Raw genomic sequence first — 22,075 nt, 5'->3', positions numbered from 1 at the left:
TCGCTCCTGCTCGGGGGCGGCGCGGGGCCGCCCGGCGTGACGGTGTCCGGCAGGCCGCGCCCCGCACCTCCCGCTCAGCCGCCGAGGCGGGTCAGCTCCCGGTCCAGCGCGGCGGCCAGCGCCGCGTCGTCGCAGCGCGCCACCCGGACGGTGTCGCACCCCACCCAGCCCGCCGCCTCGTACAGCGCCTGGGCCATCGGGCCGACCGCCTTCGGGCCGTCCATCGACACCTGGCGGGCGACGAGCGTGGTGCCCTCGCGGGCCGGATCGACCCGGCCGATCAGGCGGCCCCCGGACAGCAGCGGCATCGCGAAGTAGCCGTGTATCCGCTTCGGGCGCGGGACGTACGCCTCCAAGCGGTGGGTGAAGCCGAAGATCCGCTCGGTGCGCGGGCGGTCCCAGATGAGGGAGTCGAACGGGGAGAGCAGCGTCGTACGGTGCCGGCCGCGGGGCGGCGCCGCGAGCGCCGCCGGGTCGGCCCAGGCGGGCTTGGACCAGCCCTCGACCTCGACCGGCACCAGACCGGAGCCGTCCAGCACGGCGTCGACCTGCGCCGTCTTGAGGCGGTGGTAGTCCGCGAGGTCGGCGCGGGTGGCGACGCCCATCGCGGCGCCCGCCTGCGCCACCAGCCGGCGCACGCACTCCTCGTCCGCCAGCTCGTCCGCCAGCAGCGGGGCGGGTACGGCGCGCTCGGCGAGGTCGTACACCCGCTTCCAGCCGCTGCGCCGGGTGCAGACCACCTCGCCGTACATCAGGGCGCGCTCCACCGCGACCTTCGACGCGCTCCAGTCCCACCACTCGCCGCCGTTCTTCGCGCCGCCCAGCTGGCTCGCGGTGAGCGGGCCGCGCTCGCGCAGCTGGGTGAGGACGGTGTCGTAGGCGGCGGGGGACAGCTCGTGGTGCCAGTGCGGGCGGGCGCGGTAGGCGCGGCGGCGGAAGGCGAAGAGCGGCCACTCCTCGACGGGCAGGATGCAGGCGGCGTGCGACCAGTACTCGAAGCTGCGGTCACCGCTCCAGTAGGCGGCCTCGATCTCCGTACGGGGCAGGGCGCCGAGTCTGCTGTACGGGACCAGCTCGTGCGAGCGGGCGAGCACCGAGATCGTGTCGAGCTGCACCGAGCCGAGGCGGCGCAGCAGCCCGCGCACCCCGGCGCGGCGGACGTCCGCCCCGAGCAGGCCCTGGGCGCGCAGGGCCAGCCGCCGCGCCTCGTCGCGGGAGAGGGAGGTCACGGAGCGTGGTTGCCGAGTCACGGTGGTCATGCCGCACAGAGTAGGGGCGACCACTGACAACGCCCCGGCCCGGAGCCGTCCCGCGCCCCTGACCAGCGACGGAGCCCTGCCCCCTGGCATCTGGACCTGCGGCGGTGCGGCGCCGCGCGTCGCCCGCCCGCACGGTCCCGACCGCCCCGGATCACTCCTCGTACGGCAGATACGGCGTGCGCCGCGTGTCCTCCCCGGGGGCGTCCGGCAGGTCCGAGGGGAGGAGTGAGCCGAGCCAGACGTCGCGGCGGGTGCCCTCGCGCACCAGCTCGCCGCGGAGGGTGCCCTCCCGGCGGAAGCCGGTGCGGCGGGCGACCGCCCACGAACCGTGGTTGCCCGCCTCGGCGCGCCACTCCAGCCGCTCCACGCCCAGGTCGCGGAAGGCCCAGCGGACCACCGCGGCGGCGGCCTCGGCGGTGTAGCCCTTGCCGCGCTGCTCCCGGGCGGTCCAGTACCCCAGCTCGGCCTGGCGTTCCGGGGTGCGCAGCCGCTCCAGGCGGACCAGGCCCACCGCGCCGACCAGCACCTGCGCGTCCCGGGTGAGCACGGCGAACGACAGGTCGGTCTCCTGGCGCCAGCCCTGCGGCGAGAACGTGCCCGTGAAGTGTTCGGCGTCCAGGAGCGTGTACGGGGACGGGACGCTGGTCCAGCGCGGGATGTCCGGGTCCTGGCAGGCGGCGTGCACCGCGGGGGCGTCCGAGGGCCGGAACGGGCGCAGCAGCAGGCGTTCCGTGGTGAGGGTGACGGGTCTCATGGGGGGATTCTCCGGTGCCCGGGGCGCCGCTGCGAAGGGATTTCACGGCCCGGCCCGGCACCTTCCCGCGGCCTCGCGCGTTCATGGGAAGAGGGGCTGGAGGGGTTCGCTGCGGCGGACCTCCCGACCGGACGGTGTCCTCCTTTACGATGGCCGTTGCGGCGGGGCCTGCCCCTTGGAAAATGCCGCGCCCGCGCACCCGACAGTGCAGGCCCGACCGGCAAGGAGACCAGCCCAAGTGTCCGTCTTCAACAAGCTCATGCGTGCAGGCGAAGGAAAGATCCTGCGCAAACTGCACCGCATCGCGGGGCAGGTCAACTCCATCGAGGAGGACTTCGCGGCCCTCTCCGACGCCGAGCTGCGGGCGCTGACCGATGAGTACAAGGAGCGCTACAAGGACGGCGAGAGCCTCGACGACCTGCTGCCCGAGGCGTTCGCCACGGTCCGCGAGGCCGCCAAGCGGGTGCTCGGCCAGCGCCATTACGACGTCCAGCTGATGGGTGGCGCGGCCCTTCACCTGGGGTACGTCGCCGAGATGAAGACCGGTGAGGGCAAGACCCTCGTCGGCACCCTCCCGGCGTATCTGAACGCCCTCTCCGGCGAAGGCGTCCACCTCATCACGGTCAACGACTACCTCGCCGAGCGCGACTCCGAGATGATGGGCCGGGTCCACAAGTTCCTGGGCCTGACGGTCGGTTGCATCCTCGCCGACATGACCCCCGCGCAGCGCCGTGAGCAGTACGGCTGCGACATCACGTACGGCACGAACAACGAGTTCGGCTTCGACTACCTCCGCGACAACATGGCCTGGTCGCAGGATGAACTCGTCCAGCGGGGCCACAACTTCGCGATCGTCGACGAGGTCGACTCCATCCTCGTCGACGAGGCCCGTACGCCGCTGATCATCTCCGGTCCGGCCGACTCCGCCACCAAGTGGTACGGCGACTTCGCCAAGTTGGTGCGCCGTCTGAAGAAGGGCGAGGCGGCCAACCCGCAGCGCGGTATCGAGGAGACCGGCGACTACGACGTCGACGAGAAGAAGCGGACCGTCGGCATCCACGAGTCCGGCGTCAGCAAGGTCGAGGACTGGCTGGGCATCGACAACCTCTACGAGTCGGTGAACACCCCGCTGGTCGGCTACCTCAACAACGCCATCAAGGCCAAGGAACTGTTCAAGAACGACAAGGACTACGTCGTCATCGACGGCGAGGTCATGATCGTCGACGAGCACACCGGCCGTATCCTCGCCGGCCGCCGCTACAACGAGGGCATGCACCAGGCGATCGAGGCGAAGGAAGGGGTGGAGATCAAGGACGAGAACCAGACCCTCGCCACGATCACCCTCCAGAACTTCTTCCGCCTCTACAACAAGCTCTCCGGTATGACCGGTACGGCGATGACCGAGGCCGCCGAGTTCCACCAGATCTACAAGCTCGGTGTCGTCCCGATCCCGACCAACCGCCCCATGCAGCGGCTGGACCAGGCCGACCTGATCTACCGCACCGAGCCCGCGAAGTTCGACGCGGTGGTCGACGACATCGTCGAGAAGCACGCGAAGGGCCAGCCGATCCTGGTCGGCACGACGTCCGTCGAGAAGTCCGAGTACCTCTCGCAGCAGCTCAAGAAGCGCGGCGTCGACCACGAGGTGCTGAACGCCAAGCACCACGAGCGGGAGGCGTCGATCGTCGCCCAGGCCGGCCGCAAGGGCGCCGTGACGGTCGCCACGAACATGGCCGGCCGCGGTACCGACATCAAGCTCGGCGGCAACCCGGACGATCTCGCCGAGGCCGAGCTGCGCCAGCGCGGCCTCGACCCGGTCGAGCACGTCGAGGAGTGGGCGGCCGCCCTGCCGGACGCGCTGGAGCGCGCCGAGGCGGCGGTGAAGGCGGAGTTCGAGGAGGTCAAGGAACTGGGCGGGCTCTACGTCCTGGGCACCGAGCGACACGAGTCGCGCCGGATCGACAACCAGCTGCGCGGCCGCTCCGGCCGTCAGGGCGACCCGGGCGAGTCCCGTTTCTACCTCTCCCTCGGTGACGACCTGATGCGGCTGTTCAAGGCCCAGATGGTCGAGCGCGTCATGGCCATGGCCAACGTTCCCGACGACGTCCCGATCGAGAACAAGATGGTCACCCGGGCCATCGCCTCCGCCCAGTCGCAGGTCGAGCAGCAGAACTTCGAGACGCGGAAGAACGTCCTGAAGTACGACGAGGTGCTCAACCGCCAGCGTGAGGTCATCTACGGCGAGCGCCGCCGCGTTCTGGAGGGCGAGGACCTCCAGGAGCAGATCAAGCACTTCATGGACGACACCATCGACGCCTACATCCAGGCGGAGACGGTCGAGGGCTTCGCGGAGGAGTGGGACCTGGACCGCCTGTGGGGCGCGTTCAAGCAGCTCTACCCGGTGAAGGTCACCGTCGAGGAGCTGGAGGACGAGGTCGGCGACCGCGCCGGGATCACCTCCGACTTCATCGCCGAGGCGATCAAGGACGACATCGCCCAGCAGTACGCCGCCCGTGAGGAGCAGCTCGGCTCCGACGTCATGCGGGAGCTGGAGCGCCGCGTGGTCCTCTCCGTCCTGGACCGCAAGTGGCGTGAGCACCTCTACGAGATGGACTACCTCCAGGAGGGCATCGGCCTGCGGGCGATGGCCCAGAAGGACCCGCTGGTCGAGTACCAGCGCGAGGGCTTCGACATGTTCACCGCCATGATGGAGGGCATCAAGGAGGAGTCCGTCGGCTACCTGTTCAACCTGGAGGTCCAGGTGGAGCAGCAGGTCGAGGAGGTCCCGGTGGAGGAGGGCGCCGAGGCGCTGTCCCTGGAGAAGGAGGCCCCGGAGGCGGTGCCCGCCGGTGCGGGCCGTCCCGAGATCCACGCCAAGGGCCTGGAGGCGCCGCAGCGGCCGGACCGGCTGCACTTCTCGGCGCCGACGGTCGACGGTGAGGGCGGCGTCATCGAGGGCGACTTCACCAGCGACGACGACGCTCCGGCCCGCTCGGAGTCGGACGGCCTGACCCGCGCGGAGCGCCGCAAGGCCCAGAAGGGCGGCCGGCGCCGCAAGAAGTGAGCTGAGCCGTGACGGCGGGGCCCCGGGAGCATGTTCCCGGGGCCCCGCCGTCGTCCGTGGGCCGGAGCCTCACGGGGACGGGCGGGCGCCGGTCGCGGGCGGTGCCCGTGTGCGGTCGTCGCGTACGGGCCCGGTGCGGGCACCGGCGGATGGCCGAGCGGTCGGCGGCGGGCGGGTCAGCCCAGGCCGGTGCCCCAGCCGGCCGGGGTCGGGCCGATGTCCAGGGCGGCGCAGCGCCAGCGGGCGTCGGCGCCCAGCTCCAGCCGGAAGGCGAGGGCGCGCAGCCGCTCACCGTGGGCGATCCGGGCGAACGCCTCGATGACACCGTCCCGCGGCCTGCTCAGCCCGCATTCCCGGACGGTCGGCACGTCGAACGGCCGTGCCCCGGCGCCGCTCCGGGGCCGTAGCGGGGTGAGCGGCGCCAGCTCGATCAGCCGGTCGTACGCGGCGGGCAGTGCGTGGCCGAGGAGGGCGTGGACGGGCAGCTCGCCGGTGAGGGTGCGCAGCAGCTGCCGGGCGAACCACTGGTGCGGCCGGTGCTCCTGGGCGTGCCGCCGCGCGCCGGGCGACGGCAGCGCGGCACCTCCGGCCGCCCTCCTGCTGACCGCGGCCGCAGCGCTCAGGGAGCGCCCCGGGAGGGCGCGTCCGGGAGGCGGGGCCGGGACCGTGCGGTCGGCCGGCGCCGCGTCCGCGTGGCCGGTCGGCGCCGAGGCCGTGAGGTCGGCCCGGCCCGTGCGGGAGGGTGGCGCCGGGCTTACGGGAGGGGTCTGTACCGGGCGGGCGCCGCCGGAGGGGCCGGTGCCCGTGCGGCTTGCCGGCGCCGAGCCCGCGCGGCCGGTGGGCCGGGTGCCGGCGCGCCCTCGGGGGCCCGCGCCGGGTCGGGAACCTCCGGGGCGGCCCGGTGGCCTGCGGCCCGCGGGGGAGCGGGGCGGGGCGCCGCCCGGGGCGCCGGGCGGCGGGGTGTCCGCCCCGGGGGCGGTACGGGCGGGTGGGGTGCCGTCGGAGGAGGCCGCGACGGCGGCGGCTCGGGCCTGGCGGGCGGTCGTGCCGGAGGGGCCGGAGGCCGGGGCGCCGGAGGGTGTGCGGTGGGCGGCGTTCCGGGCGCTGCCGGGGTGTGGTGCGGAGGCGGCGCCGGAGTCCGTCGCCTGGCGGGGGTGGGGGACGGGCGGTAAGCCGTCGGGACGGGCACCGGGCGGAGTGGGCCGCGGTGCGGGGCCCGGTACGGGCCGCGGTGGTGCGGTGGTGCGGATCGGGCCGGTGGTCGTGGTGCTGGTCATGCGGTCGCCCCCGTTCTGCCGGGCCCGGTTTCTTACCGGGCAGTAGCTTCGGTGGGGCTCTTCTACCGACGGAGCGGGGCGCGGGCAACGCGCCGGCCGCGGCGGGAGGGGCTCCGGAAAGTTCACCGTTCCGGGTGGCGGAGGCGTGAACAAGCCTCGGGAAGGGGGTCCGGGCGGGGCGGAACGGTGTCGTCCGGGCTGTGGGGGCGCCCCTCGAAAGGGGACGCGCGCCCGTATGCTGGCTGGCGCCCTCCCGGGCGCCGGGCACCTCTCCGGGCTCGATGAAATTGCGTGAATTGAGTGAAAGCGGCCGTCATGCGCGTCTACGTTCCCCTGACCCTTCCCGGGCTCGCCGAGGCACACGGCAAGGGGGAGCTGGGCCCCGGCACGCTGGACGCGTACGCCGTCACCCCGGCGCTGCGGGAGTGGATCTCCGACGACATCGAGGAACTGGAGTACACGGCGCTGGGCCAGGCGGCCCAGGCGTCGCTGCGGCAGCTCGCCGCGGCGCCGGACGCCGCCCGGCGGCGGGTGGTGGTGGCCGCGGACGTACCGGACGCCGCCGTGACGGCCGCGCCCGATGCCGCGGAGGACCCCGCCGCGGTGCGGGTCAGCGGTCCGGTGCCGATGAAGAAGGCGGCCGCGGTCCATGTGGACGCCGCCGACGCGGAGCAGGCCGTCGCGGCCGCCGCGGACGCGCTGGCCGCCGCCGACGGGGGCGACACCGCAGCGCGGCGGACCGTCGAGGGCGCCGAGGACCACGACCTGATGTGGTTCGGCGTGCAGGAGATCCCGGGCCTGCTGGGCTGAACCGGGCGGGGCACGCCGACGGGGCCGCGGGCCGCACACGCGCCAGGTCCTGCCGCCGGGCTGCGCCGCCGGGTCCGCCCGGGGCCCGCCATCGGTCCGTGCCGCTGGGGCTGGTCCGGTCTGGACACCGGGGAGCGCTGCGCCGCCGGGCCCGCCCGAGCCCCGGCCGTCGGGGGCGCTGCCGGGGCGTCGGCCCGCGTCGCCGGGTCTACCCGATCCCGGCTGCCGGCCCGGTCCTGCCGCCGGAGCGCCCGCCGTCCGCAATGGCCGTTCCTGCCGTCCGCATCCGCGGTCCGCGCCCCGGCTGTGAGGCGTCGCGCCCGGCGTGCGCTTCCGGGGCGGGGGCGGGGCGAGGGGCGTTGTCAGTGGTGCCGGGTACGGTTTTTCGTGTGCCCGGCGCAGGGCGGTGAGCGGACAGGGGGCAGGTATGGGTGAGTACGCCACGCATCTCGTGTGGGACTGGAACGGCACGCTGTTCCACGACATCGACGCCGTGCTCGGCGCGACCAACGCGGCGTTCGCCGAGATCGGCCTGGCGCCCCTCACCCTGGAGCGCTACCGCGCGCTGTACCGCGTGCCCGTGCCGCTCTTCTACGAGCATCTGATGGGGCGGATGCCGACGGACGCCGAGTGGCTGGTGATGGACGAGACGTTCCACCGCCACTACACCGACCGGCGGGCGCGCTGCGGTCTGACCGACGGCGCGGACGAGTTGCTGGCCGGGTGGTGCGCGGCGGGCGGCAGCCAGTCGATCCTCAGCATGTTCGGCCACGACGAGCTGATACCGCTGGTCCGGGGCTTCGGCATCGAGCCGCACTTCCTGCGGGTGGACGGCCGTACGGGGCCCACCGGCGGCGGTAAGAGCGAGCACATGGTGCGCCATCTCGCGGCGCTGGAGTCCGTGGATCCGGGCCGTACGGTCGTGATCGGGGACGCGGTGGACGACGCGGTGGCGGCCCGGCACGCGGGGGCTCTGGCGGTGCTCTACACCGGTGGCTCGCACAGCCGCGAGCGGCTCCGGGCGGCGGGCGTCCCGGTCGTCGACACTCTCGCCGAGGCGGTTGAGGTGGCCGGAAATCTCACGGCGTGAGCCGGTGCGGTGACGTGCGGTGGCGCGTGCGGAGTTCCCACCGCGCCCAGCCGCTTTCCGTCCGGAAATGACCGCCCCGTAACGACTCGGGACCGCACGGATACACCTGGCATAAAGGCGCCGGGAGGGCGTTGTCCGGAAGGGCTAAGTTCGGGGGAGAGATTTGGACGTGAAAGGCCGATGACGGCACCGAAGCGAAGAGCGATAGCCTTGCAGCGTGATCAGCGCGATAACCCGCGGGGGCATCGAGGTCCCCGCCGTGCGCCCGGGACACGTACGTGACCGGGCGGCCGCTGGTCTTTGCGGCCACGAGCGTGTGACGACTCCGTCAAAAGACTGCGCATACGCCCCGGCCCTCTCTCAGCGCGGCATAGCGTCGGCAGCGACAGGACACCCCGCGTCACCGCGGCGTTGTGCAGCATCCACGGAGTTCTTCCACGACGTCACGCAACGGCGCGCGACAGGAGCCAGAGGACATGCAGAACAAGCTGGATGAAGCCAGGACCGAGCTGCTTGAGCGGGCGGCTCGGGTCGTTGAAAGCAGCCCGGCCGGGAGCAAGCAGCCGGTGAGAGGTCTCGACAAGGAGACCCTCGCGGGCTATCTCCAGCGTTACTACCTGCACACCGCCGTCGAGGACCTCGCGGACCGTGACCCGGTGGACGTGCTCGGCGCCGCGATCTCGCACTTCCGTCTCGCCGAGAAGCGCCCGCAGGGCACCGCCAACGTCCGGGTGCACACCCCGACCGTCGAGGAGAACGGCTGGACCTCCAGCCACTCCGTCGTCGAGGTCGTCACCGACGACATGCCCTTCCTCGTCGACTCGGTCACCAACGAGCTGTCCCGCCAGGGCCGCGGCATCCACCTGGTGATCCACCCGCAGGTCACCGTCCGCCGTGACGTCACCGGCAAGCTCCTGGAGGTCCTCGACCCGGGCGAGGCGAACGGCACCGCCGCCGCCGAGCCCACGACCAAGGGCAAGGGCCGGACCACCAAGGCCAAGGCCGCCGCCGCGAAGACCGGCGCCAAGGCCGGGCTGCCGCACGACGCGGTCACCGAGTCGTGGATCCACGTCGAGATGGACCGCGAGACCGACCGCGAGGACCTCAAGCAGATCACCGCGGACCTCCTCCGGGTGCTCTCCGACGTCCGCGAGGCCGTCGAGGACTGGGAGAAGATGCGCGGCGCCGCGCTGCGGATGGCCGATGAGCTGCCGTCCGAGCCGACCGCCGACGACCTGCGCGACCAGGAGATCGACGAGGCCCGCGAGCTGCTGCGCTGGCTCGCCGACGACCACTTCACCTTCCTCGGCTACCGCGAGTACGAGCTGATCACCGCGCCCGGTGAGGGCGGCGCCGAGGAGGACGTGCTCTCCGCCGTGCCCGGCACCGGTCTCGGCATCCTGCGCGCCGACCCCGTGCACGCCGAGGACGACGGTCACCCCGTCTCGCCGTCCTTCAACCGGCTGCCCGCCGACGCCCGCGCCAAGGCCCGTGAGCACAAGCTGCTCATCTTGACCAAGGCCAACAGCCGCGCCACCGTCCACCGCCCGTCCTACCTCGACTACGTCGGCGTCAAGCGGTTCGACAAGGACGGCAACGTCATCGGTGAGCGCCGTTTCCTCGGCCTGTTCTCGTCGGCGGCGTACACCGAGTCGGTGCGCCGGGTGCCGGTGATCCGCCGGAAGGTCGCCGAGGTCCTGGAGGGCGCCGGCTTCTCGCCGAACAGCCACGACGGCCGTGACCTGCTCCAGATCCTGGAGACGTACCCGCGCGACGAGCTGTTCCAGACCCCCGTCGACCAGCTGCGTTCCATCGCCACCAGCGTCCTCTACCTCCAGGAGCGCCGCCGGCTGCGGCTCTACCTGCGGCAGGACGAGTACGGCCGCTACTACTCCGCGCTGGTCTACCTCCCGCGCGACCGCTACACCACCGGTGTCCGGCTGCGGCTGATCGACATCCTCAAGGAGGAGCTGGGCGGCACCAGCGTCGACTTCACCGCCTGGAACACCGAGTCGATCCTCTCCCGGCTGCACTTCGTCGTCCGCGTCGCGCCCGGTGCGACGCTGCCGGACCTGACCGACTCCGATGTGGACCGCCTGGAGGCGCGTCTGGTGGAGGCCGCCCGCTCGTGGGCCGACGGCTTCGCCGAGGCGCTGACCGCCGAGGTCGGTGAGGAGCGCGCCGCCGAGCTGCTGCGCCGCTACGGCCACGCCTTCCCCGAGGGCTACAAGGCCGACAACTCCCCGCGCAGCGCGGTCGCCGACATCCAGCACCTGGAGAAGCTCGCCGCCGACCCGGGCAAGGACTTCGCGGTCAGCCTCTACCAGCCGGTCGGTGCCGCGCCCAACGAGCGCCGCTTCAAGATCTACCGCACCGGTGAGCCGGTCTCGCTCTCCAAGGTGCTGCCGGGCCTGAACCGCCTGGGCGTCGAGGTCGTCGACGAGCGCCCGTACGAGCTGCCCTGCTCCGACTCCACGCTGGCCTGGGTCTACGACTTCGGGCTGCGGATGCCGGAGAAGGTCAACGGCGACGACGCCCGCGAGCGGTTCCAGGACGCCTTCACCGCCGTGTGGACCGGCGCCGCCGAGAGCGACGGCTTCAACGAGCTGGTGCTCCGCGCCGGTCTCGACTGGCGTCAGGCGATGGTGCTGCGGGCCTACGCGAAGTACCTGCGGCAGGCCGGTTCGACCTTCAGCCAGACGTACATGGAGGACACGCTCGCCAACAACGTCCACACCACCCGGCTGCTGGTCTCGCTCTTCGAGGCGCGGATGTCGCCGGAGCGGCAGAGCGCCGGCACGGAGCTGATCGACGGTCTGCTGGAGGAGCTGGACGGCGCGCTCGACCAGGTCGCCTCGTTGGACGAGGACCGCATCCTGCGCTCGTTCCTCACCGTCATCAAGGCGACGCTGCGCACCAACCACTATCAGCGCGACGCCGAGGGCCGCCCGCACGCGTACCTCTCGATGAAGCTGGACCCGCAGGCCATCCCGGACCTCCCGGCACCCCGCCCGGCGTTCGAGATCTGGGTGTACTCGCCGAAGGTCGAGGGTGTGCACCTGCGCTTCGGCAAGGTGGCGCGCGGTGGTCTGCGCTGGTCGGACCGGCGGGAGGACTTCCGTACGGAGATCCTCGGCCTGGTCAAGGCGCAGATGGTGAAGAACACCGTCATCGTGCCGGTCGGCTCCAAGGGCGGGTTCGTCGGCAAGCAGCTGCCGGACCCGGCGCAGGGCCGGGACGCCTGGCTCGCCGAGGGCATCGCCTGCTACCGCACCTTCATCTCCGGTCTGCTCGACATCACCGACAACCTCGTCGGCGGCGAGGTCGTACACCCGCAGAACGTCGTCCGGCACGACGGCGACGACACCTACCTGGTGGTCGCCGCCGACAAGGGCACCGCGACCTTCTCCGACATCGCCAACGAGGTCGCCGAGTCGTACGGCTACTGGCTGGGTGACGCCTTCGCCTCCGGCGGCAGCGCGGGCTACGACCACAAGGGCATGGGCATCACCGCCCGCGGTGCCTGGGAGTCGGTCAAGCGCCACTTCCGGGAGCTGGGCCACGACACCCAGACGCAGGACTTCACCGCCGTCGGCGTCGGTGACATGTCCGGTGACGTGTTCGGCAACGGCATGCTGCTCAGCGAGCACATCCGCCTGGTCGCCGCCTTCGACCACCGGCACATCTTCATCGACCCGAAGCCGGACGCGGCCACCTCGTACGCCGAGCGCCGCCGCCTGTTCGAGCTGCCGCGGTCGTCGTGGGCGGACTACAACACCGAGCTGCTGTCGCAGGGCGGCGGCATCCACCCGCGGACGGCGAAGTCCATCCCGATCAACGCGCAGATCCGCGCGGCGCTCGGGCTGGAGGCCGGCATCAAGAAGATGACGCCCGCCGAGCTGATGAAGGCCATCCTCAAGGCGCCGGTCGACCTGGTGTGGAACGGCGGCATCGGCACGTACGTGAAGTCGTCGGCCGAGTCGAACGCCGATGTCGGCGACAAGTCGAACGACGCGATCCGCGTCAACGGCGACGAGCTGCGCGCCAAGGTCGTCGGCGAGGGCGGCAACCTCGGTCTGACGCAGCTGGGCCGGATCGAGTTCGCCACCAACGGCGGGAAGATCAACACCGACGCGATCGACAACAGTGCCGGTGTGGACACCTCCGACCACGAGGTGAACATCAAGATCCTGCTCAACGCCCTGGTCGCGGACGGCGACATGACGGTCAAGCAGCGCAACAAGCTGCTCGCCGCGATGACCGACGAGGTCGGCGCGCTGGTGCTGCGCAACAACTACGCGCAGAACACCGCGCTGGCGCTGGCCCAGGCGCAGTCCGGCGCCATGATCCACGCCCAGCAGCGCTTCCTGCGCCGCCTGGTGCGCGACGGTCACCTCGACCGGGCGCTGGAGTTCCTGCCCACCGACCGGCAGATCCGCGAGCGGCTGAGCGCCGGCCGGGGTCTGACCCAGCCGGAGACCGCGGTCCTCCTCGCGTACACCAAGATCACGGTGGCCGACGCGCTGATCCGCACGGAGCTGCCGGACGACCCGTACCTCCAGCACCTGCTGAACGCGTACTTCCCGTCCGCGCTGCACGAGAAGTTCGCCGAGCAGATCGCGGGTCACGCGCTGCGCCGCGAGATCGTCACCACGGTGATGGTCAACGACACCGTCAACACCGGTGGTACGAGCTTCCTGCACCGGATGCGGGAGGAGACCGGCGCCTCGCTGGAAGAGGTCGTGCGGGCGCACACCGCGGCGCGGGCGATCTTCCGGCTGGGCCAGGTGTGGGACGACGTCGAGGCGCTGGACAACCGCGTCGCGGCCGCCGTCCAGACCCGGATCCGGCTGCACAGCCGGCGGCTCGTCGAGCGCGGCACCCGCTGGCTGCTCAACAACCGCCCGCAGCCGCTGGCGCTGTCGGAGACCATCGACTTCTTCCGTGACCGGGTCGCCGCGGTCTGGGAGCAGCTGCCGAAGCTGCTCCAGGGCGGCGCCCGCGAGTGGTACGAGTCCAACCTCGCGGAGCTGACCGAGGCGGGCGTCCCGGAGGCGCTGGCCGTGCAGGTGTCCGGCTTCTCGTCGGTCTTCCCGGCGCTGGACATCGTCGCCGTCGCGGACCGCACCGGCAAGGAGCCGCTGGCCGTCGCCGAGGTCTACTACGACCTGGCCGACCGGCTGCGGATCAACCAGCTCCTCGACCGCATCCTGGAGCTGCCGCGCGACGACCGCTGGCAGTCGATGGCGCGCGCCTCGATCCGTGAGGACCTGTTCGCCGCGCACGCCGCGCTCACCTCGGACGTGCTGGCGGAGGGCGACGCCTCCGCCACGCCGGAGCAGCGGTTCTCGGTGTGGGAGGAGAAGAACGCCGCGATCCTGGGCCGTGCCCGCGCGACCCTGGAGGAGATCCACGGTTCGGAGGGCTTCGACCTGGCGAACCTCTCCGTCGCGATGCGGACGATGCGCACCCTGATGCGGACGCACAGCTGATCACCGGCTGACGCGGCGGGCCCTGTCCGCCCGCACGGCGACGGCCCCGGAGCACCACGCTCCGGGGCCGTCGCCCGTTTCCGGGGCGGGTACGGGCTCACGCCACCCTCCGCGTCCGGGGGCTACTTGTGCGCCTCGTACGCCGAGACGACCTCCTCCGTCGGGCCGTCCATGACGAGTTCGCCCTTCTCCAGCCAGAGGACGCGGTCGCAGGTGTCGCGGATCGACTTGTTGTTGTGGCTGACGAGGAAGACGGTGCCGGCTTCCTCGCGCAGTTCGCGGATGCGGGCCTCGGAGCGCTTCTGGAAGGCGCGGTCGCCGGTGGCCAGCGCCTCGTCGATCATCAGCACGTCGTGGTTCTTGGCGGCGGCGATGGAGAACCGCAGCCGGGCGGCCATACCGGAGGAGTACGTCCGCATCGGCAGGGAGATGAAGTCGCCCTTCTCGTTGATGCCGGAGAAATCGACGATGTCCTGGTAGCGGGCGCGGACCTCCTCGCGGCTCATGCCCATGGCGAGGCCGCCGAGGAGGACGTTCTTCTCGCCGGTCAGGTCGTTCATCATGGCCGCGTTGACGCCGAGCAGGGAGGGCTGGCCGTCGGTGTAGACGCGTCCGGCGGCGGGTGGCAGCAGTCCGGCGATGGCCCGCAGCAGCGTGGACTTGCCGGAGCCGTTGGAGCCGATGAGGCCGATCGCCTCGCCCTTGTGGGCGGTGAAGGTGACACCGCGGACGGCGTGCACCTCGCGGGTCCCGGCGGTGGTGGTCCGGCGGACGATGCGGCGCAGCGCGGAGACGGCGTTGCCGCGGCCGCTGCCGGCGCCGTGGACCTTGTAGACGATGTGGACGCCGTCGGCGATGACGGTGGGGACGCGGTCGCCGGGGGCGCCGGGTACGTCGAGTGCGCCGGGTGCCGGTGCGGCGCCGTCCGCCGCGGTGGCTCCGGTGGTTTCCGCGTACGTGGTGGTGTCAGCCACGGCCGTACTCCTCCTCCGCCTTCCAGAAGAAGACATAGCCGACGGCGCCGGAGAGCAGCGCCCAGCCCAGGGCCATCGGCCAGACGTGGGCGGGCAGCGCGGAGGCGCGGACGGAGTCGATCAGGGCGTACCGCATCAGATCGATGTAGATCAGCGCGGGGTTGGCGTTCAGCGCCGCGGCGATGAGCGCCGGGGCGTGCCGGGTGAAGACCGCGAGGTTGTAGAAGACGCCCGAGACGTACATCCAGGTGCGCAGGATGAACGGCATGAGCTGGGCGGTGTCGGTGGTGCGGGCGCCGATCCTGGCCATGATCATCGCGAGTCCGGCGTTGAAGACGGACTGGAGCAGCAGCGCGGGGATCATCAGCAGCCAGTGCCAGGTCGGCGGCACCCCGCAGAGCAGCACGATGGCGGCGAGCACACCCATGGAGAAGAGCAGCTGCTGGAGCTGGATCAGGGTGTACGCGAGCGGCAGGCAGGCACGCGGGAAGTGCAGCGCGCGGACCAGCCCGAGGCTGCCGGAGACCGCGCGGGTCCCGGCGAGCACGGTGGACTGGGTGAAGGTGAAGACGAAGATCCCGGTGCACAGGAACGGGATGAAGTCCGGGATGCCGCGGTCGGTGTGGAGCAGCATGCCGAAGATCAGGTAGTAGACCCCGGCGTTGAACAGCGGTGTCATCACCTGCCAGAGCTGGCCCAGCCGCGCGGTGGTGTAGAGCGCGGTGAGCCGGGCGGTGGCGAAGGCGGTGATGAAGTGGCGCCGCGCCCAGAGTCTGCGGGTGTACTCCGGCAGGGCCGGGCGGGCGCCGCTGGGCGACAGGCCGTGGCGCGCGGCCAGTTCCCGCAGGTGCGGATCGGGCGCGGCGCCGGGACCGGGGAGCCGGACGGAGTCCGGTCCGGCCGGCGCGGGGGGAGCGAGGGTCTGGGGCATGGGGCCGCTTTCGTACGGGCCGTCGGGCGCGGAACGGGTCCGGTGCGCACCGGCGGGGCGACGGGGTCCGGCGCGCGGGAGGCGCGGGGCGGACGGCGGGTGGGTCGGGGGAGACGGGAGGTCCGGACCGGAGGCCGGGTGCCGTACGGGGTCGGCGTACGGCGGGCCGCGGCGGCTACGTCGGAACGGGACCGTTTCGTCGTGACGTCGGAGCGAGACTAGGACGAGGCGACGTCGAGACGCAACCGTAGCGTCGTGACGCTATGCTCAAGCCATGGCAAAGAACGGCAGCGACAACGGCAGCGGCAACACGTCCGCCACGGCACGCCGGGCCCCGGCCGGCGCCGCCGTGCTGCGGGAGGACAAGACCGCCGCGATCCGGGCCGCGGTCTTCGCGGAGCTGGCCGCGGTGGGATTCGCCCGGATGTCCATCGAGGGCATCGCGCGGCGCGCCGGGGTCGGCAAGACGGCCGTCTACCGGCGCTGGCGCTCCAAGCTCCACCTGGTCCTCGACGTGGTCTCCGCACTGGCCGCCGAGGGGCTGCCGACCCCCGACACCGGCACCCTCCGCGGCGACGTCCGGATGCTGCTGGAGGTCGCCGCGCGGGCCCTGCGCCACCCGATGGCCTCGCAGATCATCCCGGACCTGCTGGCCGAGGCGGCCCGCAGCCCGGAGCTGGCCGGTGCGCTGAAGACCGCGCTCCACGACAGTCAGGAGGGCATGGCGGCGGCGATGGTGGCCCGCGCGGTCGACCGCGGTGAACTGCCCGCCGGCGCCGACGGCCGGCTGGCGCTGGACCTGCTGACCGGCCCGCTGTACTGGCGGCTGGTGGTCGCCCGCGACGACCTGCCGGACGGCTACCTGGACGACCTGGCGGACGCGGTCACGGGGGCCCTCGGTGCGGGGCGGTAACGGCCCGGGTGCGGCGGTCGTGGTGGTCGCGCCGGGCGGGCCGGCCGGGCGGCGGGGCCCGCGCCCGGTGCGTCCCGGGGCGGCCCCGGCCGGTTCGTCCCCGTCAGCGGCGAAGATGCCCGTACGCCCCGCTGTGCGCGTGGGCCACCTCACGGCGGGCGGCGGAACCGTGCGGGGGCCCGGTGCCTCTACACAGGAAAGGCGCCGGGCGTCCGGAGCGCCGTGCGCCCGCCCGCCGGGCGTGTCATCGACGGATGATCCCCGCGGGGGACCGTGCCACGGACGGGTGGCCAGGCGTACGAATAACCGCAGGAATCACCGCCGTTGCCCGTCCGCCGTGCCACGGCGTGAGCGGCCCGGCGCGGTAGTTTTGATGGCTCGTCCGGAAAAGGAAACAGAGGATAGGGGTGCCCGTGCCTGACGTCTCCGTAGTCGTGATCGTCTACAACGACGCAGAACGACTGCCGACCGCCGTCCGGTCCGCCGTGGACCAGACGCTGCACGGTGTCGAAGTGGTCATCGTCGACGATTGCAGCACGGACAGATCGTTCGCCGTCGCCCAGGAGCTGGCCGCGGCGCACCCCGGCAAGGTCCGCGCGCTCCAACTGCCGCAGAACAGCGGCGGCTGCGGCGCCCCGCGCAACCACGGCGTCGCGCACGCCCGCGGCACGTACGTGATGTTCCTCGACAGCGACGACGTCCTGGAGCCCAACGCCTGCCGCAACATGCTCGACGCCGCCGAGCGCACCGGCGCCGACCTCGTCTCCGGTATGTGCGTACGGGTCCACGCCGACACCCGCACCAAGAAGACCGTCGAGTGGTACCCGTGGCTCTACGCCCGCACCCGCACCCTCGAATCGATCTCCGAACTCCCCGACCTGCTGGTCTTCGACACGCTGTCGACCAACAAGTGCTACCGCCGCGAATTCCTCCGCGAGGCCGGACTGGAATTCCCCGTCGGTATCCACTACGAGGACCTGCTCTTCTCCGCGCAGGCCTATGTCGCCGCCCGCCGTATCACGCTGATCCCCAACCACGTCTATTTCTGGAACGTCTTCGAGAAGGCGGCCACGAAATCGATCAGCAACCGGCGCCATGAAATCGCGAACTTCGCACACCGCATGGAAATCCACCGGCGCGTCGACGAACTCCTCGCCGCCGAGGGCCTGGACGACCTGAAGTTCCACAAGGACGTCAAATTCCTCAAGCACGACCTCGTCCTGCACCTGCGGGACCTGCCGCTGCTCGACGAGGGCTACCGCCGCGAATTCGCCGAAATGGCCAACGGCTATCTCGCCGGGATCGCCCCCGAGGCGTACGAGCGCGTGCAGCCGATACAGGCCATCTGCGCCTACCTCCTCGCCAAGGAGGACTGGGCGGCGCTGATGCCCGCGGTCGACACCCTCATCAACCGCGACAAGCTCTCCACCCCGCTCACCGAGCGCGACGGCCGCGTCTACTGGAGCGACCGCCACCTCGACGACCCCGAGGGCCGCCGCGTCCTCGACGTCACCGACGCCGGGTACCACACCCGCCCGATCGGCAAGCTCTTCCTCCGCAACCAGCTCACCGGCTACGCCGACGACGGACTCGGCACCGTCGAGCTGTCCGGCTCCGTCGTCAACCCGCTCGGCGCGCTGACCCCCGCCACCCCGCTGCGCGGCCGGATCGAGCTGAAGGCCCGCCGCCGCAGCCTGCAGACCTTCTCCTTCCCGCTGCGCAGCCTGCGGCTCGACGGCGACCAGATCCTCTGGGACGCGGAGCTGGACCTCGCCCGGCGGCTGCGTCCGCTCGGCGTGATCGACGCGGTCTGGGACGTCCGGCTGATCCTCGACGCCGACGGCGAGATCACCCGCACCCGGCTGACCGTCGGCGGCGTCGATCTCGACACCGCGCACGCGCTGCGTGTCCGCCCCCGGCTGACCCGCCTGGTCTCCGACCGCATCGAGCCCGCCCCCTCCAAGCGCGGCCACCTCACCTTCGTGCTGCGCGCCGAGAGCCGCGCCACCCGCTCCACCCAGAAGCTGCTCGGCGAGGCGCTGCGCAGCCCCGCCGCCGCCCTCGCCAAGACCGGTATCCGCAAGGCCCGCAAGGCCAAGCGGGACCTCTCCTCCGGTGAGACCAAGCTCCGCGTCTACCACGAGGCGCTGTGCAAGCTGCCGGTCCGCAAGGGCCTCGTCGTCTTCGAGAGCCACCTCGGCAAGCAGTACAGCGACAGCCCCCGCGCGATCTACGAGGAGATGCGCCGCCAGGGCATCGCGTTCGAGGCGGTGTGGAGCTACGCCGGGAAGAAGCCCGACGGCTTCCCCGAGGACGCCACCCTCGTCAAGCGCTGGAGCTGGCCGTACCTGCGGGCGCTGGCCCAGGCGGAGTTCTGGATCGACAACCAGGGCTTCCCGCTCAAGCTCACCAAGCGCCCCGAGACCACGTACATCCAGACCTGGCACGGCTCGGCGCTCAAGCGGATGGGCTTCGACGAGCCCCGGCTGCGGCTCCAGGCGCGCGCCGCGAAGGACGCCTACCAGCAGGTCCTCGACCGCTTCGACCACTTCCTGCTCCGCTCCGAGCACGACGAGCGCACCCTCGCCCGCGCCTTCCGGCTCCGCCCCGAGGTGCTGCTGCGCACCGGCTACCCGCGCAACGACGCCCTGGTCGCCGCCCGCCGCGCCGAGGAGAGCTCCGGCTCCCGCGTCCGCGGCCCGCTCGCCGAGGAACTGGGCATCCCCGCCGACAAGACGGTCCTGCTCTACGCCCCGACCTTCCGCGCCGCCCCGGACGGCAAGGTCAAGGGCTTCGAGCTGCCCTTCGACGTCGACGAGTTCGCCGCCCGCTTCGGCGACCGGTACGTGCTGCTGATCCGCTCGCACTACCTCAACCATGTCGTCCTGCCGCCGTCCGTCCGCGGCACCGTCATCGACGTCACCGGCCACCACGACATCACCCCGCTGATGGAGCTGTCCGACGCCCTGATCACCGACTACTCCTCGGTGATGTTCGACTACGCCCTCCTCGACCGGCCGATGGTCTTCTACGCGTACGACTACGACGAGTACGCCACCGAGGCCCGCGGCACCTACTTCGACCTCAAGGCCACCGCACCCGGCCCGTTCGTCGAGACCGAGGACGCGCTCTTCGACGCCCTCGACCACCTCAAGTCCGCGGACGCCGAACACCGCGAGGCGCGGCATCGGTTCACCGCCACCTACGGCGAGTACGACCGGGGGGACGCGGCCCGCCGCGTCGTCGACCGGTTCTTCGCCGCCGCGGAGCGCGAAGGAGACGCCAAGTGACCGGCCGCGACATCTACTTCGTCTGCAACAGCACCGATGAGCTGGGCGGGGTGACCACCTGGACCCACCAGATGGCCCGGCTCTTCGCCGAGCGCGGCCACCGGCCGCACGTCATCGGCATCGTCCCGGCCCCGGCGGAGCACCGCGCCGTCCTCGGCGACCTGCCCTACCCCACCGAGACCCTCTACACCGAGCACCCGCCGAAGGTCGCCTCGGCGCGCGGCGTCAAGGGCCGTCTCAACCTCGCCGAGCGGCGCCGCCGCGCCGCCCGGGACGCGGGGATGCGGGAGGCGGCCGACCGGCTCTCCGCCCGCTTCGCCACCGCCCGGCCCGGCGGCATCGTCATCTGCGCGCAGGTGTGGGCCATGGAGTGGGTGACGCTCGCCGACACCGCCGGGATGCCGGTGATCGGCATGACCCACGAGTCGTTCGCCGCCTGCCGGGCCTCCTCCCGCTTCGCCCGCGTCAAGCGGTACTACGCCGGCGTCGACCGGCTCCTCGCCCTCACCCGCGAGGACGCCGACCAGTGGATCCGCGCCGGCATGGACAACGCCGACTTCATGCCGAACCCGCTGCCCGTCATGCCGGACGTCCCCTCGGCCCGTACGGAGAAGGTCGTCGCCAGTATCGGGCGGCTCTCCGACGAGAAGGGCGTCGACCTGCTCCTCGACACCTGGGCCCTGCTCGCCCCCCGCCACCCGGACTGGCTGCTGCGCATCTACGGCTCGGGTGAGGACGAGGAACTGCTGCTCAAACAGCGTGAGGCGCTGGGCCTGGAGCGGTCGGTGGAGTTCATGGGCCGCACCGACGACGTGCCGGAGGCGCTGCGCGGCGCCTCCGTCTTCGCCCAGTCCTCCCGCGCCGAGGGCTTCCCGCTGTCGCTGATGGAGGCGATGGCCGCGGCGGTGCCGTGTGTGGCGTTCGACTGCGCGCCCGGCGTCCACGAGATCGTCAGCGACGGCGAGGACGGGCTGCTGGCCCGCCCCGGCAACATCAACGAACTCGCCGCCCACCTGGAGAGTCTCCTGACCGACCAGGAACTGCGCGACCGGCTCGGCACCACCGCCCGGGAGAACGTCCGGCGCTACTCCACCGACCGGATCACCCGGCGCTGGGAAGACCTCTTCGCCTTCCTGGAGCGCTGACCCGGTACGACGACGGCGCCCCGCACCGGAAAGCCCGGTGCGGGGCGCCTTTCCGTGTGTGCCTCAGCGCGCCTCGGGGTGATGGTGCTGCCATCCGGCCCACGCCGACGTGATCATCTCGCGGACGTCGTGGTGCGCCTTCCAGCCCAGCTCGGCGGCGGTCCTGTCGGCGGAGGCGACGACGCGCGCCGGGTCGCCGGGGCGTCGCGGGGTGACCTCGGCGGTGACCCCGGTGTGCCCGGTCAGCTCCGTGATCAGGTCGACCATCTCGCGCACCGACACGCCCTGGCCGCGGCCGATGTTGAGCGTCAGATCCCGCACCGGACCGCGCTCGGCGAGCTTGTGCGCGGCCACCACATGCGCGTCGGCGAGGTCCGCGACATGGATGTAGTCGCGGATGCAGGTGCCGTCCGGGGTGTCGTAGTCGTCGCCGAAGATCCGCGGCGCGGCGCCCTCGGTGAGCTTCTCGAAGACCATCGGCACGATGTTGAAGACACCGGTGTCGGCCAGCTCCGGGGTGGCCGCGCCCGCGACGTTGAAGTACCGCAGGCAGGCGGTGCTGATGCCGTGCGCCTTGCCCGCCGCGCGGACCATCCACTCCCCGACGAGCTTCGTCTCGCCGTACGGATTGATCGGCACGCACGGGGTGTCCTCGGTGACGAGGTCGACGTCCGGCATGCCGTACACCGCGGCGGACGAGGAGAACACCAGGCGGCCCACGCCGCCGGCGGCCATCGCCTCCAGCAGCGTCTGGAGCCCGTGGACGTTCTCCCGGTAGTAGTGCAGCGGCATCTCCACCGACTCGCCGACCTGCTTCTTCGCGGCGAGGTGCACCACGTCCGTCACCCCGTGCTCGGCGAGGGTGCGATCCAGCAGCGCCCGGTCCAGGGTCGAGCCGACGATCAGCGGCACGTCCTCGGGCAGCCGGGCGGCGACGCCCGTCGTCAGGTCGTCCAGGACGACCACCCGCGGCGCCTCGGCGGACTGCCGCAGGGCCCGTACGACGTGGGAGCCGATGTAGCCGGCACCGCCCGTGATCAAGTAAGTCATGCGCCAATCCTAGGGTTGGAGGTGGG

Annotated in this window: 13 protein-coding genes; 7 read left to right on the top strand and 6 right to left on the bottom strand. The window is 72.2% G+C overall.

Translation table 11 applies throughout. From position 1 onward, the window contains the following. Positions 1-74 precede the first annotated feature (74 nt). Both ACZ4M8_RS05250 and ACZ4M8_RS05245 read right to left on the bottom strand, forming a co-directional pair. Positions 75-1,259, bottom strand: coding sequence for a winged helix-turn-helix domain-containing protein (locus tag ACZ4M8_RS05250; RefSeq protein WP_467603394.1), 1,185 nt, complete (start codon positions 1,257-1,259; stop codon positions 75-77). 151 nt (positions 1,260-1,410) lie between these two features. Next, a complete protein-coding gene (locus ACZ4M8_RS05245; RefSeq protein WP_467603393.1) occupies positions 1,411-2,013 on the bottom strand; it encodes a GNAT family N-acetyltransferase in 603 nt (200 codons plus the stop codon). Positions 2,014-2,251: 238 nt separating this feature from the next. Here ACZ4M8_RS05245 and secA point away from each other — a divergent pair, with 238 nt between their 5' ends. Then, on the top strand, positions 2,252-5,077 hold the full coding sequence (secA, locus tag ACZ4M8_RS05240) for a preprotein translocase subunit SecA (protein WP_467603391.1): 2,826 nt from the start codon (positions 2,252-2,254) through the stop codon (positions 5,075-5,077). Between the two features lie 176 nt (positions 5,078-5,253). On the opposite strand, the gene ACZ4M8_RS05235 is transcribed toward secA, so the two are convergent. After that, positions 5,254-6,354: an Rv3235 family protein gene (locus ACZ4M8_RS05235; RefSeq protein ID WP_467603390.1), complete on the bottom strand. Its 1,101-nt coding sequence runs from the start codon at positions 6,352-6,354 to the stop codon at positions 5,254-5,256. A gap of 315 nt (positions 6,355-6,669) precedes the next feature. On the opposite strand from ACZ4M8_RS05235, the gene ACZ4M8_RS05230 reads away from it, so the two are divergent. The 3 genes from ACZ4M8_RS05230 (at position 6,670) to ACZ4M8_RS05220 (ending at position 13,746) form a co-directional block, all read left to right on the top strand. Continuing rightward, on the top strand, positions 6,670-7,164 hold the full coding sequence (locus ACZ4M8_RS05230; RefSeq protein WP_467603389.1) for a DUF6912 family protein: 495 nt from the start codon (positions 6,670-6,672) through the stop codon (positions 7,162-7,164). Positions 7,165-7,591: 427 nt separating this feature from the next. Further along, entirely contained in the window at positions 7,592-8,254 is a 663-nt protein-coding gene (locus ACZ4M8_RS05225) for an HAD family hydrolase (RefSeq protein ID WP_467603387.1), read from the top strand. A gap of 476 nt (positions 8,255-8,730) precedes the next feature. Beyond that, positions 8,731-13,746 carry an NAD-glutamate dehydrogenase gene (locus ACZ4M8_RS05220; protein ID WP_467603386.1) on the top strand — a complete coding sequence of 1,672 codons (5,016 nt, stop codon included), beginning with the start codon at positions 8,731-8,733 and terminating at the stop codon, positions 13,744-13,746. Positions 13,747-13,868: 122 nt separating this feature from the next. On the opposite strand, the gene ACZ4M8_RS05215 is transcribed toward ACZ4M8_RS05220, so the two are convergent. Both ACZ4M8_RS05215 and ACZ4M8_RS05210 read right to left on the bottom strand, forming a co-directional pair. Further along, entirely contained in the window at positions 13,869-14,720 is an 852-nt protein-coding gene (locus tag ACZ4M8_RS05215) for an ABC transporter ATP-binding protein (RefSeq protein ID WP_467603385.1), read from the bottom strand. Then, entirely contained in the window at positions 14,713-15,651 is a 939-nt protein-coding gene (locus ACZ4M8_RS05210) for an ABC transporter permease (protein ID WP_467603383.1), read from the bottom strand. Before ACZ4M8_RS05210 ends, ACZ4M8_RS05215 begins: the two co-directional genes overlap by 8 nt. 274 nt (positions 15,652-15,925) lie before the next feature. On the opposite strand from ACZ4M8_RS05210, the gene ACZ4M8_RS05205 reads away from it, so the two are divergent. The 3 genes from ACZ4M8_RS05205 to ACZ4M8_RS05195 all read left to right on the top strand — a co-directional run bounded on the left by ACZ4M8_RS05205 (position 15,926) and on the right by ACZ4M8_RS05195 (position 20,999). Beyond that, positions 15,926-16,564: a TetR/AcrR family transcriptional regulator gene (locus ACZ4M8_RS05205; RefSeq protein WP_467603382.1), complete on the top strand. Its 639-nt coding sequence runs from the start codon at positions 15,926-15,928 to the stop codon at positions 16,562-16,564. Positions 16,565-16,971: 407 nt separating this feature from the next. Then, the gene (locus ACZ4M8_RS05200; RefSeq protein WP_467603381.1) at positions 16,972-19,854 is read left to right on the top strand and encodes a bifunctional glycosyltransferase/CDP-glycerol:glycerophosphate glycerophosphotransferase; all 2,883 of its coding nucleotides are present in this window, start codon (positions 16,972-16,974) and stop codon (positions 19,852-19,854) included. Further along, positions 19,851-20,999: a glycosyltransferase gene (locus ACZ4M8_RS05195; RefSeq protein ID WP_467603379.1), complete on the top strand. Its 1,149-nt coding sequence runs from the start codon at positions 19,851-19,853 to the stop codon at positions 20,997-20,999. The genes ACZ4M8_RS05200 and ACZ4M8_RS05195 overlap by 4 nt, the downstream gene beginning before the upstream one ends. A 63-nt stretch (positions 21,000-21,062) precedes the next feature. On the opposite strand, the gene galE is transcribed toward ACZ4M8_RS05195, so the two are convergent. Beyond that, positions 21,063-22,049, bottom strand: coding sequence for a UDP-glucose 4-epimerase GalE (galE, locus tag ACZ4M8_RS05190; RefSeq protein WP_467603378.1), 987 nt, complete (start codon positions 22,047-22,049; stop codon positions 21,063-21,065). Positions 22,050-22,075 lie beyond the last annotated feature (26 nt).

This window comes from Streptomyces sp. NPDC027185, from assembly GCF_055567035.1.
The sequence above is the reverse complement of the archived record's forward strand: the minus strand, read 5'-3'. Positions and strand labels throughout refer to the sequence as shown.

Coding starts and splice junctions, on each gene's coding strand:
- galE (WP_467603378.1), bottom strand. CDS start 22,049: ATGACTTACTTGATCACGGGCGGTGCCGGCTACATCGGCTCCCACGTC.
- ACZ4M8_RS05250 (WP_467603394.1), bottom strand. CDS start 1,259: ATGACCACCGTGACTCGGCAACCACGCTCCGTGACCTCCCTCTCCCGC.
- ACZ4M8_RS05225 (WP_467603387.1), top strand. CDS start 7,592: ATGGGTGAGTACGCCACGCATCTCGTGTGGGACTGGAACGGCACGCTG.
- ACZ4M8_RS05235 (WP_467603390.1), bottom strand. CDS start 6,354: ATGACCAGCACCACGACCACCGGCCCGATCCGCACCACCGCACCACCG.
- ACZ4M8_RS05205 (WP_467603382.1), top strand. CDS start 15,926: ATGGCAAAGAACGGCAGCGACAACGGCAGCGGCAACACGTCCGCCACG.
- ACZ4M8_RS05220 (WP_467603386.1), top strand. CDS start 8,731: ATGCAGAACAAGCTGGATGAAGCCAGGACCGAGCTGCTTGAGCGGGCG.
- ACZ4M8_RS05245 (WP_467603393.1), bottom strand. CDS start 2,013: ATGAGACCCGTCACCCTCACCACGGAACGCCTGCTGCTGCGCCCGTTC.
- ACZ4M8_RS05230 (WP_467603389.1), top strand. CDS start 6,670: ATGCGCGTCTACGTTCCCCTGACCCTTCCCGGGCTCGCCGAGGCACAC.
- ACZ4M8_RS05210 (WP_467603383.1), bottom strand. CDS start 15,651: ATGCCCCAGACCCTCGCTCCCCCCGCGCCGGCCGGACCGGACTCCGTC.